The sequence below is a fragment of the Methanothermobacter tenebrarum genome (genome assembly GCF_023167465.1).
GTDB classification, from domain to species: Archaea; Methanobacteriota; Methanobacteria; order Methanobacteriales; family DSM-23052; genus Methanothermobacter_A; species Methanothermobacter_A tenebrarum.
In genome coordinates this window covers 582,535-597,822 of record NZ_AP025698.1, presented here as the reverse complement: position 1 = coordinate 597,822, position 15,288 = coordinate 582,535, and the positions used below count along the sequence as shown (strand labels likewise).

14 protein-coding genes and 1 pseudogene are annotated in these 15,288 nt (G+C 41.7%); 6 read left to right on the top strand and 9 right to left on the bottom strand.

What is annotated here, in order from left to right; genetic code table 11:
* Nucleotides 1–63 precede the first annotated feature (63 nt).
* The gene (locus tag MTTB_RS03320) at nt 64–3,627 is read right to left on the bottom strand and encodes a cobaltochelatase subunit CobN (protein ID WP_248565091.1); all 3,564 of its coding nucleotides are present in this window, start codon (nt 3,625–3,627) and stop codon (nt 64–66) included.
* A gap of 18 nt (nt 3,628–3,645) precedes the next feature.
* Nucleotides 3,646–5,424 carry a VWA domain-containing protein gene (locus MTTB_RS03315; protein WP_248565090.1) on the bottom strand — a complete coding sequence of 593 codons (1,779 nt, stop codon included), beginning with the start codon at nt 5,422–5,424 and terminating at the stop codon, nt 3,646–3,648.
* Nucleotides 5,425–5,612: 188 nt separating this feature from the next.
* Between MTTB_RS03315 and MTTB_RS03310 the strand changes: the two genes are divergently transcribed.
* On the top strand, nt 5,613–5,957 hold the full coding sequence (locus MTTB_RS03310) for a hypothetical protein (RefSeq protein ID WP_248565089.1): 345 nt from the start codon (nt 5,613–5,615) through the stop codon (nt 5,955–5,957).
* 14 nt (nt 5,958–5,971) lie between these two features.
* Here the strand turns inward: MTTB_RS03310 and MTTB_RS03305 are convergent, their stop codons facing one another.
* The gene (locus tag MTTB_RS03305; RefSeq protein ID WP_248565088.1) at nt 5,972–6,304 is read right to left on the bottom strand and encodes a DUF3147 domain-containing protein; all 333 of its coding nucleotides are present in this window, start codon (nt 6,302–6,304) and stop codon (nt 5,972–5,974) included.
* Nucleotides 6,305–6,333: 29 nt separating this feature from the next.
* Nucleotides 6,334–7,428: a DUF763 domain-containing protein gene (locus tag MTTB_RS03300; protein WP_248565087.1), complete on the bottom strand. Its 1,095-nt coding sequence runs from the start codon at nt 7,426–7,428 to the stop codon at nt 6,334–6,336.
* Between the two features lie 121 nt (nt 7,429–7,549).
* On the opposite strand from MTTB_RS03300, the gene MTTB_RS08355 reads away from it, so the two are divergent.
* Nucleotides 7,550–7,672: a hypothetical protein gene (locus MTTB_RS08355; protein ID WP_282570381.1), complete on the top strand. Its 123-nt coding sequence runs from the start codon at nt 7,550–7,552 to the stop codon at nt 7,670–7,672.
* 258 nt (nt 7,673–7,930) lie between these two features.
* A complete protein-coding gene (locus tag MTTB_RS03295) occupies nt 7,931–8,065 on the top strand; it encodes a DUF5654 family protein (RefSeq protein ID WP_248565261.1) in 135 nt (44 codons plus the stop codon).
* A 52-nt stretch (nt 8,066–8,117) separates the two neighbouring features.
* Here the strand turns inward: MTTB_RS03295 and MTTB_RS03290 are convergent, their stop codons facing one another.
* Together MTTB_RS03290 and MTTB_RS03285 are read right to left on the bottom strand one after the other, a co-directional pair.
* Entirely contained in the window at nt 8,118–8,285 is a 168-nt protein-coding gene (locus MTTB_RS03290) for a hypothetical protein (RefSeq protein ID WP_248565086.1), read from the bottom strand.
* A gap of 182 nt (nt 8,286–8,467) precedes the next feature.
* A complete protein-coding gene (locus MTTB_RS03285) occupies nt 8,468–8,611 on the bottom strand; it encodes a hypothetical protein (RefSeq protein WP_248565085.1) in 144 nt (47 codons plus the stop codon).
* A gap of 975 nt (nt 8,612–9,586) precedes the next feature.
* On the opposite strand from MTTB_RS03285, the gene MTTB_RS03280 reads away from it, so the two are divergent.
* Nucleotides 9,587–10,210 (top strand): NAD-dependent epimerase/dehydratase family protein, encoded by a 624-nt coding sequence (locus MTTB_RS03280; RefSeq protein ID WP_248565084.1) that lies wholly within the window; start codon nt 9,587–9,589, stop codon nt 10,208–10,210.
* A gap of 77 nt (nt 10,211–10,287) precedes the next feature.
* Nucleotides 10,288–11,700: a flippase gene (locus MTTB_RS03275; RefSeq protein ID WP_248565083.1), complete on the top strand. Its 1,413-nt coding sequence runs from the start codon at nt 10,288–10,290 to the stop codon at nt 11,698–11,700.
* Here MTTB_RS03275 and MTTB_RS03270 read toward each other — a convergent pair.
* A complete protein-coding gene (locus MTTB_RS03270; RefSeq protein WP_248565082.1) occupies nt 11,683–11,964 on the bottom strand; it encodes a hypothetical protein in 282 nt (93 codons plus the stop codon). The genes MTTB_RS03275 and MTTB_RS03270 overlap by 18 nt on opposite strands.
* Nucleotides 11,965–12,093: 129 nt before the next feature.
* Here MTTB_RS03270 and MTTB_RS03265 point away from each other — a divergent pair.
* Nucleotides 12,094–12,672 (top strand): annotated as a pseudogene (locus MTTB_RS03265) (glycosyltransferase); the annotation flags it as partial.
* A 92-nt stretch (nt 12,673–12,764) separates the two neighbouring features.
* Here the strand turns inward: MTTB_RS03265 and MTTB_RS03260 are convergent.
* Nucleotides 12,765–13,913, bottom strand: a complete 1,149-nt coding sequence (locus MTTB_RS03260) for a glycosyltransferase family 4 protein (protein WP_248565080.1) — start codon at nt 13,911–13,913, stop codon at nt 12,765–12,767.
* A gap of 5 nt (nt 13,914–13,918) precedes the next feature.
* Nucleotides 13,919–15,001, bottom strand: coding sequence for a polysaccharide pyruvyl transferase family protein (locus MTTB_RS03255; RefSeq protein ID WP_248565079.1), 1,083 nt, complete (start codon nt 14,999–15,001; stop codon nt 13,919–13,921).
* Nucleotides 15,002–15,288: the final 287 nt, after the last annotated feature.

Below are 15,288 nucleotides of genomic sequence, written 5' to 3'. Positions count from 1 at the left end.
TAGGGGATGTTGGGGGGTGTGGAATCTTTTTTGAATGCTGGTAGCTTACCGGTCTGTGTGGTTTTATTCGAGTTCGTATTCTATTGATAGGATTATTTCTTTTATCTTTTGGGTTTTTTCCTTTGATGTTTTCCAGTAGCCTCTTCTCTCAGTTTCAAGTAATATTTCACCTATTTCTATAGTGGCGAATGGGTTGTTTTCTAGTAGTTTTTTTCTCATCTGGGGATCGAGTATTAGCTTGTCGGCTACATTTTCATATATCCAGTTTTCGACTTTTTGTGTGGTGGCTGAAAATCCGAGTAGATGTTCTATTCTGTCTTTGATATGTTTTGCACCGTGGAAGTCATGTTTTAGCATGCCATTTAACCATTCGGGGTTGAGTATGCGGGTTCTGGCGGCTCTTTCAATTGTCTTGTCAAGGTCTTCAACGTATATTTCTTCTTCGGTTGAATCTATGACTTTTATACTGGCTTCTTCGCCTTTGAGTGTTTTGACTGAACTTGAAAGTCCGCCGAGGAATTCATAGTAATGGTCAAGGTCTGTGACTTCATATTCAACATTATCCCTTTCTTGGGTTACAATGTCGACGCGTGCTAGGAGCTTTTGCAAGGTTTTATCTTCTTTTTTTATGCCATCTGGTAGGTATCCATAGGACATGCAATCTCTGTAGGCGTCTGATAGTTCTTCTTCCCCGTCCCAGGAACTGTTTTCGATGATCTGGGGTAGGTTGGTGGCGTATTCACTTGGTGGGGGTCCGAATATCCGTGCTAGGGATTTGTCTTCTAGGTAATGTTTTCTTATGTAGTTCATATTTTCTGGCTCGTTGAGTTCTGCTACTTGTTTGAAAGCCCTGTTTAGTAGGTCTATTTGGGTGCCTAGTGTGTCCCTGAATATTCCACAGATGTTCACTATAATGTCAATTCTAGGCCTTCCAAGTTCTTTGAGGGGGATTACTTCGAACTTTTTGACCCATGGCCCGTATTTCCTTGTTAGGCGGAGCCCTAAAAGTTCTAGTATCATTGATATTGTGTCTCCGCCGGTTTTAAGTGTTTCGAATCCCCATAGTATTATTCCTATGGTTTCGGGGTATTTTCCATGCTCTTTTAGGTGTTCTTTGATTAGGAGTTCAGCGGCTTTGCGGCCCCTGTTTTCTGATGATACTGTTGGTATTTTCATTGGGTCGAATGCGAACATACTATAACCTGTGGGGTATGTTTGGGGGTCTTTTATTGGGTCTCCACCCTTGTTTGGTCTTATGTATTCGGAATTTAGGGCTTTTATGATGGATGTGCTCTCTGATGAGAAGTCAGTGTTTTTGTAGAGTCTTTGCACCCATTCTATGTAATCTTCTGGTAGGTAATCTGGAATTTTACCTTTTAGGATATTCTTTAGTACTTTTTTGGCTTCTTTTTCCAATTTTTCGGGGTTTATTTCTTGTGGTCTTTTTTTGAATTTTTCTTTGCTTATTATTTTGAATATTGATGGATGTTCCCTGTCAAATTTTAAAATTCCCAGTAGATGATCTATTTTCTCTTTTAGGTTCCATTTTCTGTCCATATAATGTAAACCTGATGGTATTAGGCGTTTTTTCATCCTGTGGAGTTCTTTTTCGATTTCTTCCAATTCTGTGGGCATGTTTAAGGTTTTGGCTTTTTCTTCTATGAGCTTGAGGGTTTCTTCATCCTTGTCTTCTTTGTATTGTCCTAGGAGGTCTTCGAGTATCAAATATTCTCCGTATAGGTTTGATGGTTTCATTGGAGGGGATGCATGTGAAATACAGAGTGCATATGATCTTCTCTTGGCTATGGTTGACTCTGAAGTGTTACCCACCCAATAATAATATAGGTTGGGGGTTGTTCCTATTAGGAGGTCTGGGTAACATGAGCTTGAAAGGCCCGTTTCCTTGCCTGGGGTGAATTCAAGTGTTCCATGCATTCCAAAGTGTATTATGGCATCTACTTTGAGGATATTTTCGATGTAGTGGTAGAATCCGAGATATTGATGGTGTGGGGGGAGTTCTTTGCTATGGTAATTGTCCGGGTCTTCGTGGACTCCCCTTGCAGGTTGTACGCAGATATAGATTTTTCCAAGGTCGAGTATGGGTAATATGATCTTTTCTTTGTCTGTCATTATATTTCCTGGTGGTTCGCCCCAGTATTCTATGATGTTCTCCTGGATCTTTTCTGGGAGTTTTTTGAACCATCTGGTATATTCTTTTATGTCGAGGTAATGACCCGACCTTTTAAGGTATTTGGGAGTGTTTATAATCCCCTTGTCTAGGAGGAGATCCTTGAGGTTCTTTTCTGGTATCTTGAGATCGTATCCTTGTCTTTTAAGTTTTTTGAGGAATCTTTTAAGGCTTTTGAAGACGTCAAGGTATCCTGCGCTTCCAAGATTGCCTTCACCTGGAGGATAATTATAGATGATAATTGCGATCTTTTTCTCGTGATTGTCTTTATTTTTGAGTTTTAACCAGTTAAGGATTCTCTTGGAGAATTTTTCCATCCTTTCGGGGAGTACTTCAACTATCCTGACTTCTCCAAGGTCTTCGTCATCCTTTGTGCGTAGTGCTGCTGTGAAAAATGGTTCAATCCCACCATCCATTTCTGGGAGGGTCACGCCTAATATTATTTCCATTGGTTTAAGACCATCATCGCTGGTTTCCCATTCGTCGAGGTCTGTTTCATGGCCTCTCAAGCATATAAGGTATGGGGCGTTGATCTCTTCCAATAATTGATAAGTGACTTGGGGGTCGCCTCCGTATGGGCCTCCATGGAGTTGGAAGTATTGTAAGTTTATAAAGAGGTCGATGTTCATCATGTATTCTTTGATGGCTTTGATGTTGTAGTCAATGCCGTCTGAGAATACCATTATACAATTTACTCGCCCGTAGAGGTTTTCGTATAGGGCTTCTACAAGTGGTCTTGTATCATCGAAATGCATTCCACCATAGAATAGTATACCGACGGTGTCAAGTTCTGGTTTGAAATTTATTGCTGACTTGTATTCTTCCAAGTCCTTGTATATGCCCTTGTATGGGTGATATAGTCCGTATTTGGGCATTTTCACCGGTTTAGTTATTTTGCCTATGTTTACGTTGCAGTATTCTCTTAGTATGTAGAGTAGCATGTTTTTAAGGTTTTCAGGGTCGCTTTGCTTATAATATTCTAGGATTCTGAACCATTTTCTGAGATCTTCTTTGATTTCATCTGAACCGTGGATTTCTATTATATTTTTAAGTTCGCCTTCTTTTATAAGGGGGTTGATGTTTACTCCCTTCTTTTGGAATTCCTTGATGAGTTCGGCCATGTTTAATTTTCCGATCCGTGTGAGGCTGAGTATCCTGTGGCTGCCCCAGACTAGTGAAATGATTGTCTTTTTTTCTTTGGCTAATAGGCGGGGTAGTTCTCTGCCAAGTCGTTCGTCGCCCCTTATGTCGACTAGTATAACATCTGATTCGCTGATTTCCTTTTTTATATCGTCTAGTGGAGTTTTAGGGTCCTCGTATTTGTCGAGGTATACTTTTCTGATTTCTAGGATGTCCCCATATTTGTCCTTTATCTTTTTCAGCGCTTCTTTGAGGGATATTGTATTGTTTATTGTGGTGATTGCTAAAACCTTTTTCATGGGGGTGGCCTCCAAAGTTTAGATGAGTATTTCATCGAGGTAGAATATTGGTGAATTGAATTTGTTTGCGATTTCTTCAAGGACTCCTATGTTGCGTCCTTTGGGTTCTGCGTCCACGAAAATTAGGTTCAATTTTTTGAGTTCTGGGTAGAGTATTTTAAGGTCTTCTTCAAGGTTGGATCCTATGAAGATGTTACAGCGCCCGTCGGAAATCACTATAATTGTGGGGGTCAATTCTTTGTATTTAGATGCTAATTTGGCTGCTTCCATGAGTGCGGGTGTTAGGGGTGTTTTACCCCCGATATCCAAGTTTTCGAGTACTTCATTCAATTTTGTGAGGTTTGTTGTGGGTTCACTTATTATCTGGGCTTCATCTCCTTTGAATGATATTAGGCTGACTTTGTTCTTTTTTTCATAGGATTCTTTGAGTAGTAGCCATGCTATTGTCTTGGCAAATTTTATTTTTTTGTCGAGTTTCATGGAGGATGATGAATCCAGGACTATGATGTATAGTGTTTCTGCTTTGCTTATCCTAACTTTTTCCATTAGATGTTCTGGTAGGATCCTGGGATTTTCTGGGTTTTCTCGTATAGCCTTTTTTATTGTCGCGTCAATCGCGACACTATCCGGGTTTTGGGCTTCTTTGGCTTTGATATATTTGCCCCGTTTTCCTGTGATGTTGGCAGAATTTTTGCCTTGTATGGTTCCTGTGAATTCAGCGACTTTTATCTCTTTTTTAAGCTTTCTCTCTTTATCAATCTCGAATTCATCCTCTGCTTCCTCGATTAATTCTTCGATTAGCCTTTCATCGATTTCTTGTCCTTTTTCGAAGGGTAATTGTTTTATTCTGTGTTTAAGTGCGAGTAATGCGGCTTCTTTCACATCTTCTTCTTTTATCTTTTTTCTTTGATTGAATGCTGCGATTGCTGTGGCGGCTTTTGTTGTTATAATATCGGCCCGATGCGTCTTAATACCGAGCGCTGCTGATATCCTCACTATGAGCTCCAGAATATCATCTGAAATCTCAACTTTATCTAATAGTTCTTTTGCTTTCATTATTTTTTCCCGCAGTTTTTTCTGCTTTCTTCGGAATCTTTTTTGGAACCTTATTGGGTTCTCGTCGAATTCCATCCTATATTTTATTACCTTGAGCCTTTCTTGGGGGTCTGTTAAAGCTTTAACTTCTACGCAGAGTCCGAACCTGTCAAGTATCTGCGGTCTTAAGTCACCTTCTTCTGGGTTCATTGTACCGACGAGTATAAACTTGGATGGATGGGATACTGAGACTCCTTCCCTTTCGATGATGTTAACTCCCATTGCAGCGGCATCCAATAGTACATTCACGAGGTGGTCATCTAGGAGGTTCACTTCATCGATGTAGAGTATGTTACCATTGGCCCGGGCTAATATACCAGGTTCCAGGGCCTTTACACCCTCCCTGAGGGCTTTTTTGATATCGAGTGATCCTACTACCATGTCTTCTGTGGCCGAGACTGGAAGTTCAACTATTGACATTCTCTTTTTGGAGGTGGGTAGTCTGCCTTCACGTTGAAGGGTCTTCTCACATTCTTGGCAGAGGAAATGTTCATTGGGGTTGCAGTTGAATGGACAGCCATCAACTGTTTCTCTTGCTGGTAATAGTTCTGAGAACGCCCTGACAGTGGTGGATTTCCCAGTGCCTTTATCCCCTTTTATGAGCACTCCACTTATTGTAGGGTCAATTGCGTTTAAGATGAGAGCTTTTTTAAGATGGTCTTGTCCAACTATGGCCGTGAATGGGAACGCTGAAAATTTCATAGATATCACCATTAGAAATTATGAGGAGATGAGGTATATAAACAACCACCAGAGTATTAACAATTAAAATATAAAAGATGGGAATAGTAATACAAATTGTGTGGTTTTAATAAAAACGCGGAGACTCTCCCCTAGAGTGCCAAAAGATAATATTATGGTTCCACAAAATATTATAAGGGGTAGGTCAGATGAAAACCAAGATAATTAAGGCTCTCAGGAAGACCCTAAGTAAAGGCGAACCTTTCAACGATTTCTTAGAAGCATGTAAAATAGCAGAAACTCCACTAAGGACCACCATAATATATCCTGGCGGCTGCGGCGGATTCGTGAACATAGAATACTATAAGGGCCTTGATATCCTCGTAATAGACCCATCACACCACTGGGGCGAGGAAAAAATAATCATAAACGCCTCCAAGAAGGGTGAAAACCGCATATACAAACCCCAAATAGGCTTTACAAGTACTATAGACCCCATAAGCAAGGAGATCATAAAAGAATTCTTTGAACTTCTAGAAGTAGGAGGAGTATAAACTCCAAAATAATCCTAGAATCCAAAGGTTATCAACCAGGCTAGGATAAGATACAAGACCACCCCAGAGGCTAAAGCCGGCCAGAAACCATGCCTGGGAACCATATAAACCAGGCAGAGAAGGTATAGAATCCAAATCGGCGTTAGAAAGAGTAAACCCTTGAGATATGAGAGCACGGGCCGCATACCAGCCTCCAAATAGATCGTGGACAATGTGAGGACAGTTACGGATGGAAACATGGCAATAAAAGCCGCTAAAACACCCTTCTCTCTGCTCCCAAAGTATGTTGTTAAACTCACAACCACACCACCAAGAATAAAATAAAAGATCAACTTTATATTTCCCATTCCAAATCATCCCCCAGATTATATTCATGTTATCTGTTTTTTGATATGAAATCTTCCAAGGATCTGAGCGCCCGTAGTTTGTCCTCCTTGCCTATTTTTGATTCGTTAATTGCTTCTTCGAAGAATTGGATTGTATTATCATATACTTCCTTTTCTACTGGATATGGGTGGCCGTCCTTGCCACCATGGGCAAAGGTGTATTTTACGGGATCTTCCCAACTTGGAGGTTCACCATATATAAGGTCTGAAAGGAGTGCTAGGGCTCTTATCTTTTTAGGCCCCATGCCCTTGACTAGGATTAGGCTTTCGTAGTTTTCTGGTTGTATTTCATAGGCCTTTTGCAGTATTTGGAAGTCTGATTCTGAGAGGTTTATTCGCCGTATTTCGTGGTGTGATGGCATCTCAAGCACGCTATAATTGTAAAGTGTTGTCTGCCCTGTAATGTATCTCTTCAGGTGTTCTGGCCCGTCACATACGAATTCTAAGCTTATATTCCTCGAGTTTCTACTTTCGGTGGCGGTCATGTTCAAAACTTTCTTTTCTCGGCTAGAGCTTGTGATGCCTGTATGTGGGTTTTCGATAAAATCTTCTAGTTTTTGGCTTGACCAGTGGTAGCGGCGGGCATAGGCTTTTTTGTCGTTAAGTCCTTGTTGTATCACTGTCCATTCGCCTTCTTCGTCTACTATGAAAGTATGATGGTATAGTTGGTATGAGTCTTGTATGCATGTGTTGTCGACTTTTGCCACGAGGCGACTTGCACGAATCAAATCCTGGGCTTCAACGTCAAAGAGTTTCTCGGCACTCTTTAACTCTGTTGGGGTTTTCCTCGAAGCTCTACCCTTCCCACCAGTTACTAGGATTCCATGTTCTTCTGGGCTAATGGCCTGTTTTAAGGCCGCGCAGGTAGTTGTGGTGGTCCCTGAGGAGTGCCAGTCAAAGCCAAGTATACAAGAAAGGGATTGGAACCAGAATGGGTCGGAAACTCGCAATAAAAACTCTCGAGTACCATATTCGTCTATTATGATGGAAGTTATGGCCTTGGCGAGTTTCACCATCCGTTTAAAGAGCCATCTTGGGGCATGACCATGGTGAAGTGGTAGATTAGCATGACCTGTTCTCCTCATGTAAAAGGCACCTGATTATAAATTTAAGGTCTGTATTATTGTATTGTTATCTTCTTAGTGTGATATTAATCTTCACTTGTATAGAAAGTTAGCCCACCCCAAAGAGTGGGGTGTTTGTATTTTGGAGAGCAGACTATTTTTTTACAAGTCGAAAATTGTAGGCTACGTGTATAATCTGATACAAGTTGAAGTCTGCACACCTTATTGTCCCTCTGAGTCGGGGAGACTGCGGATCATCACATGATCCTCTATCAACGGAGATTTTTTTTGGATGATTATGCGTATACAACCCCATAAAATTTAAAGGACACTTTTTGAAAGCTGTTTTATATTAAGGATATTAGATTAGGGGGATCCTATACCTGTGTTGAAAATTGAAAGGAGGTGAATTTGATGGGCGAAATAAAAAAAGAGGTTATTAAGACAATGGCGGCTCTTATAACAACAGCTTGGACTTATAGCAGCCCTCGCATGGAATGAAGCCATTAAGGCATTGATAAACATGATTTTCAAAGCAGGAAATGCTCTCATCGGCCTTTTTGTATATGCGATTATTGTCACTATACTCGCTGTTATTGCAACTATAATCATTGCAAGGAGCCTCGCACATCTAGAGATAGAAATGCCACAAGAATAAACGTTCTCTCCATTTTTCTATTTTTTGAACCCCCCACATTTTACAATAAATCTTAAAAAAGCTTGATGGTTATTGGCAAGCCAGGACAATCATGGCAAGAATCACAACTTAAAAATAAACGTTCAGTATAGGTATCTATAAGTTCGTGCTTCTTCGCAAGTTCATCATAGATTTTGTAGTCTGATCCTACAATGGGGAGGATGTCTGCAGTCTTCTGCATTTCCCCTTCGATGGTTGCATACTTGGTGATCTCATCACCCCTAGAGATCCCTCTCACTTAGGTGGTCTGGATAGGAGAGTGCTCTCTTGGGTTTTTCTGCTTCTGGCTCCAAGATCCGCTGATACACTTGCAATGTTGAGGTTTTTGTGGCTGTTCCTATGCGTGGCGCCCATTGCAAATGGTTATTCCTTGTTCAAGGCATTGGATGGCATCACGGCTGTCATTATTGGAGTTTCAAGTTCTAGTGGGTTCTCAACGTACCTCTCCCCTATTATAATGTCTATTGGATGGCCTTGAAACCTGTGCCGGTACAATAACAAGGTCATCAAAGGTTGCTATGCACCTCACGGTACAGTAGCCCCTGAGCTTATGTTTCCTCAATTGACCTGTGCTGCATCCCACTGGGGTCTGTAAAGGGCCATACCTTCTATCTTCAAGTACCACTTTAACTTCCATAACCTTCTTCGGGCACATTTTTTTCACATATGGCACCATACACAGTTTTTGTGCCTTAAGGGTACCGGTTCATTGTAAAGATGATGGGGGCAGTTATTGTAACATGAATAACAGTTTGCGGAGATTGAAATCCTCCTTGTTGTCGCATTTGTACTAGTAGTAGCCGGGGACGGTCAAAGTTCCCTTTACATGCCTCTTCTTTTCTCTCAACACATCCTAAGCTTCTACTTAAAGTTGAAGGAAGCCTCCGGGGGCCTGAAACAATACCACCATAGAAAAACCTCAAATACCCGTTTAATATGATTAAAGGTTGGCGTTGTTAAAGGGGGGACTACAGGAATGATTCATGTTGTAAAATCAGAGGAGATGTTTTAAGGAATGAAACCATAAAGCTTAATGCTGAGGATAGATAACATTCACAGAGAGGATATCCTATTATCATGCTGAAAATTTTGGAGCTTAATGCTGAGTAGATGGAAAAGACCCATAAAATTCACCTTTACGAAGCCGGTTAAAAAGAGTGGAATTCTTACTTTGTAGTGATTGAAAAAGGGAAAAAATTCTACAGGTTATTGCACCTTATCAGTGTAGGTTGATAAAATCGATATGGACGTTGCCACAATAGGAGGGGTTGGATTCACGGTGATAGATTCCTTGAGATGGGAAACTTTGTCACAGTCATTGATGACTTTCTCAACAGGAACCTCAGAAACCTAATCATAAACCTTGAGATAATATAGGGGGTACAAATGAATTTGAGTTTGGGGCGATCTTCAGAGGGTAAGGGCTTTGTATTCCATCAGAAAATCATGGTAGGTGTCCCTGAAAGTGTGGGGGACCCCCATTTGCTCTGGGCTAATGCAACTGGCATCTTCAAGTTGCTGGTGGCAGCATTCAACGTCAAAGTCGGGAAAGTGATAAATGTTTCAACATCAGCTGTATATGGGAGGAGCATTGAAATGCTACTATCAGAGGATGCAAGACCAATACCCCCTTTATCCTGCGCTGTCTTCAAGGCCCCTGATAGGTACTACTGCATGGTATTCAGTAGATATGACCTTGATACGGTTTCCTTGAGATACTTCAACGTCTATGCTCTTGGGAAGAGATCCGACTCCCAGCATGCTACATTCATACTCAGATTCATAAATGCCATCATCAATGGGGAGGATCCCCCAGATTTAACATGGTTGTTTGAAGTCATGTCCCAGATCATTGGATCATTTGATGAGAAGCCAATTGACGTGAAGCATTCCCACCCAGACACAGTGGATACTCCCCCATTCGATAGAGGGGGTTTTACTGTTTCAATGGTGGAACTTGCGGGAAGGTGGGTTAGTTCTTTTAGAGGTTTCATCTCCACGGGCTCAGAGGACTGTCCCCACGTCAATAGGTACTTTTTCGCCTTTCACCCCCCTATGGGTAATCCAGCGGGTAAAGTTGGTGGATGTGGGGGGGTTTCAGTCTAAGGGGTAACCCTTTGGGGGGTTGTCGAGGAAGGTGGAGTGGTTCAGAAAGCATATATGACCTTCTGATGGTTGATAGAATGGATCCAAAAAAGACAATTGCAAGAAACACGCTCTTTCTACTTGCAGCGACCATATTCACAAATGTTGCTGCGTTTGTCTGGAATGTGTACCTTGCAAGGTACCTTGGTGCTGCAGGATTTGGTGTGCTTTCAGCGGCCCTTGCATTAACAGGGATATTCAGTATATTGGCGGACTTGGGCACAGGGACTTATATAACAAGAGAGATTGCGCGGAACCCTGAAAGGGCCCCTGAATTGGCAGGTGCGGGTCTTGGTAACCGTCTTATACTCTCTTTCATAGTTCTTATACTCATATTTCTTTTTCCACTTACAGGAATTTATAGGGGTGCTGCTGCGGCTGTGGTCATGTTCATCGCAGGTTATATGCTTGTATCGTCCTTCGGTTCATTTTTCAACAGCATATTCCAGGGCTTTCAGAGGATGGAGTATCAGACTATCTGGAACATACTCAACAGTTTTTTCATACTTGTGGGCGTGTTGTGCGTTGTATGGTTAGGTGGTGATGTTGTCAGTGTGGCCGTAGCATATTTACTTGCAGCCATATTCTCCTTGCTTTATTCTATTATCATCTTTAGAAGACGTTTCTTCACCCCCAGAATATCATCTGACTTGGGGATGCTGAGGGAATCCCTGCCTTTTGGTATAACGAGTGTCTTTGCACTGATATACTTCTGGATAGATTCTGTCATGCTATCCTTCATGAAGGGTGAGGTTTCTGTGGGACTTTATAGTGCACCTTACCGTCTCCTCACAGTTATCACATCACTCTACAGTGTCTATCTCTTTGCTGTTTTTCCTGTGATGTCAAGGTTCTATGTTGAAAGTTCGGAATCTCTCAAGTTTACTTACAGGAGGTCTATTAAGTATCTTATCATGGTTGCAATACCCTTGATCTTCCTTGTGTTTTTCTTGGCCCCTGAGATAATCAGGATCATCTATTCAGAAGAGTACTTGAAGTCTGTTCCAGCCCTCCGGATACTCATACTGGCATCAGGTTTCATGTTCATTAATGGTGTCACTTCAAATCTTCTTGGGTCAGCCGACAGACAGGTGACTGTTACAAAGATAACGGGTCTCGGCGCCCTCTTCAATGTTGCAGTTAATCTACTGCTCATACCTGCCTTCAGTTTCATGGGGGCCAGTGTCGCTACTGTTCTCACTGAACTTTTGATGACAATTCTTTTCCTGAGGGTGGTTATGGGTATGGGTTATGGTCCTGGCCTTGATGACTTGAAGAGTGCTTGGAGGCTTGCAGTACCGTCTTTGATATCTGTCATTATCTTGATGATCCCAGCAGACCCTCTTATAAGAACTGTGGGCTTTCTGATTGTTTATATAGTGGGGATTTTTATCTTCAGGGCCGTTGATGATGTGGACCTTCAGATAATGAGGTCAATAATAGGAAAATAAAGGCTTCATCTCGGGCATCTGCCTTAACAAGTCATGAAAAAGTAAAGACTCACGATTTAACATCAGGGATACTTGATTTGATCTCTTTAAGGATGTTCCTTCATAGTAAGATGAGAATACCGTTCCAAGGACGGTTACAAACCAGAGGGATATGAGCCTGTCCATTGCTATGCTCCCTGCAACTGAACCTGGAACACTGAATAGGACAAGCAGGTCAAGGCTGGGTAATGCATTGAATTGAACCCATACAACCATAATATTCAAGGGGGTTGCCCCCTTGTGAATACAGGTAAGTATTATCCTGATGAGCAGATTCACTGTGGGTCAACTTGACAAGACCTATCCTTTTTATAAAACTCACGGTTTCAGACATGTTAAGCAGAGAAAAATGTTGGTCTCTCAAATGCACGTAATATGGGTATAGAGGCATCGTCCGGTGATCTGATAGCCCTATGTGATGGTGATGATTTCTTTTATCCTGAAAAAATTGAAAGACAGGTTGAAACCATAAATTCAGGTTATGGTTTAACCTACACCGATGTGGCTATCGTTGACGAGAAGAGCAGGGTTATTGCAGAGTCAGTGGCACCTGAATGGGACTTCCGGCTGTGGCTTAAAAGGACTTATATTACTGCATCAAGCATACTCTTCAGGAGAGAACTTGGAGAAAGGGTTGGTTTCTTCAGGGAGGACTTACATGCAAATGAGGACCTCAATTTCCTCATGGATCTTTCAGAGATAACCGAGTTCAGAAGAACACCAGGTATTCTGACTGCTAGGAGGATACATTCATCCAACATGTCACGGAAGATTCTAAAGAACATTGGGACCAGGTTCTATGTCTACTGGGAACATGGGTACCATGCACATGCGGTCTACGCGGCATTGAAGAATTTGATCATAACACCCATCCTTTTCTGGTTAATGAAGAACCAGTCGGTCTACAGCATGATAAGGAAATTCAGGCGGTAGTTTTATGAAAAATTCTTTTTTTTTAACTATTCTTAGAATATACAGAAACCAGAGATTGTGTCATGGTATTAGGGACTCTTAACATGTCTCCATCATGACATGTAGACCTTGAGGTGCTTCTCCAGACACTTATCTAGTGAAAACTTTTTTACAAGTTTAATGGATTCCCTGCCCATTGAATTCCTTAAATCCTCGTTGAGCACCATTTCTATAATCTTATCCCCAAGTTTTTCCCATGAAGCGGGTGGTACAAGGAAACCATTCCTTCCATGGATGACTTGCTCATTTATGGCTCCAACATCTGTTGCAATGATTGGCTTACCCATGGCCATGGCCTCGATGATGGATATGGGTGTTCCTTCAGCAATGGAGGAGAGGACGAAGAAGTCTGAAACTGCGAGTATCTCTGCAATGTTATCCATTCTTCCAAGGAAGAGGACTTGGTCCTCTATTTTAAGGGACTTTACGAGTTCTAGGAGCCTCTTGAAGTATTCTTTCTGGCTGGCCGGGACGTCACCTACAATGAGGAATTTGAATCTGGGAGCTGTGTCCACTGCCTTGGCAACGGCCCTTAAGAGGTACTCATAACCTTTCACAGGGTTTATGTTAGCTACACATACTCCCACTGTGTCTTCAGGGGACAGGCCAAGGGAACTCCTTAGGGATTCAATTTCGTCCTTGCTGATATGGTTTCTGTTGAAGACTTCCAAGTCAACGGGTTCATAGATGAGGGTGTATTCATCACTGGCGCCCATGTAATACTCTGCAAGGCCTTTTGCGATGACGATGATCTCATCTGCTATTTTTTTTATAATTGGCATCATGACCCTTATGATTATCGCAGGGTAGAGTGAGCTCATGAGGTGCCAGACAACCTTCTTATTGCATATGTAGGCTGCTATTGTTGCCTGGAAGTTCAGTATTCCATTCACATGGACCAAGTCGATGTTCCTTCTCTTGATGATCATGACTGCATGGATTATCGTCAGTGGAATGCTGAGAATCCATATCAGGTTAATGAAGACGTCTTTGATGCCCTTAAATTCCCTTAAACTAGGCATGAAGATGGATTCAAACTCAAGTCCATTTTTTGTAGCGTAATCTTTTAGTGGATTTTCATCTGAAGCTGGGGCGCATATAACTGTTTCAACACCCTTATCAAGGAGTCCCTTGGCAACTGAGACGGCCCTTATTTGTGGGCCTCCAATGTAATTTTGCATAAGTACATTAAGCACTCTCATGATGATCACCTTATCAGTGCAGGGAATGATACTCTTAAATCTGATGGCTTTACTTTTGCCTTGTAATTGTCGGGGTTCATGTGAAGGTCTCTGATGGTCTTCTTCAGTCGCTTGCCATCAAGTTCTTCAAGTCTTATTAGGGATCCTTTGGGGAATCTTGCATCATGGGCGAGTGCACGGTTCTTAAGGGCGTATTCCACTATAATAGTGGGTAGGTCATTTAGATACGCGAAGAGGGCTGCGTGGAATTTCATTGCCACAAAGGCCTCACAGGATCCAACCTTTCTGAGGGTTTCTTGTGGATCTTTGTTATATGGTTCAATTTGAACCCTTTCATCATCTAGGATGTTCAGGATTTTTCTGCTGATTCTTTCATCATCATTTGGAGGCTTTCCATTGAAAACAAACAATTTAACACTGTTATTGGGGTTTATTTCAAGCCATTCCCTTATGGCTCTTGTGAATTCCTTTATGATAATCTCATCTCCTGATTCATCACCCATATAGATTTCATGGTAGGGCATCACTGAGACGCCAAGGAGTCCTTTCGTTTTAACGGACTTTTCATATTCAAGGAAGAATGCAAGGTCCTGTGATAATTCAACATTCTCCTCAATACCCATCTTCCCTAGAACTTTCATTGAAATGGAGTCCCTCACGAATATCTTGGTGGCCATGGCACAGGTATTTTTTATGATGAACTTGCTCCATACATGTGAAGGGGGTTCTACTCCCACTCCCATAAAATAGATATCCTTTCCAGTGATCTTCGAGATGAGTGTTAAGAGGAGGATCTGTGTTAGCCTGATAATTCTTTTAAAGGTGTTTCCATAGTCAAAGAAGTGGGTACCGCCTCCCAGTATGAATATGGATGATCTTAAAAGGGCCTTTATGAAGTTGGGATTAACCCTTGGTGGGATCAGATTTACGTTGACATCCGCTGGGGTGGAGGGCCATGAGGCAGCTGTTATGTTGAATCTTGAATCAGAGAATACCTCTTTAAGTCCTTCGAGGAGGGAATAAAGCATTGCATCATCGCCGGTGTTCTTCCAGCCGTAGTATCCAAGTACAAAGATTTCTTGCGTCATTGATACCTGTCCAGTATTTTGATTAATGTCTTGTTGGAGACGAAGCTATCCCCATTTGATGGTGGGCTTATAATTGTGGGTTTTGGGGGGGTCAATAACTTTGGTTTGATGTATAATTTTTGCATTTTAATAAACTTTTTTGGGGGATTGTTTTTTCATATGGCTATTTTCAGTCTCAAAAAAGAGCATGTTATTAAACTTTGCTCTTTTTGAACTCATCCCTTTTTGTGGGAGAGTATAAATCCATTAATCATTGAAGGCTTGTAATATGGGGGTGATCTTCCTAT

Bases quoted from the DNA above. Each gene is read 5' to 3' on its own strand.
- MTTB_RS03285 (WP_248565085.1), bottom strand. From the start codon at position 8,611: ATGACCTTGTTATTGTACCGGCACAGGTTTCAAGGCCATCCAATAGAC.
- MTTB_RS03310 (WP_248565089.1), top strand. From the start codon at position 5,613: ATGAAAACCAAGATAATTAAGGCTCTCAGGAAGACCCTAAGTAAAGGC.
- MTTB_RS03305 (WP_248565088.1), bottom strand. From the start codon at position 6,304: ATGGGAAATATAAAGTTGATCTTTTATTTTATTCTTGGTGGTGTGGTT.
- MTTB_RS03300 (WP_248565087.1), bottom strand. From the start codon at position 7,428: ATGAGGAGAACAGGTCATGCTAATCTACCACTTCACCATGGTCATGCC.
- MTTB_RS03260 (WP_248565080.1), bottom strand. From the start codon at position 13,913: ATGAGAGTGCTTAATGTACTTATGCAAAATTACATTGGAGGCCCACAA.
- MTTB_RS03295 (WP_248565261.1), top strand. From the start codon at position 7,931: ATGATTTTCAAAGCAGGAAATGCTCTCATCGGCCTTTTTGTATATGCG.
- MTTB_RS03255 (WP_248565079.1), bottom strand. From the start codon at position 15,001: ATGACGCAAGAAATCTTTGTACTTGGATACTACGGCTGGAAGAACACC.
- MTTB_RS03290 (WP_248565086.1), bottom strand. From the start codon at position 8,285: ATGCAGAAGACTGCAGACATCCTCCCCATTGTAGGATCAGACTACAAA.
- MTTB_RS03320 (WP_248565091.1), bottom strand. From the start codon at position 3,627: ATGAAAAAGGTTTTAGCAATCACCACAATAAACAATACAATATCCCTC.
- MTTB_RS03315 (WP_248565090.1), bottom strand. From the start codon at position 5,424: ATGAAATTTTCAGCGTTCCCATTCACGGCCATAGTTGGACAAGACCAT.
- MTTB_RS03275 (WP_248565083.1), top strand. From the start codon at position 10,288: ATGGATCCAAAAAAGACAATTGCAAGAAACACGCTCTTTCTACTTGCA.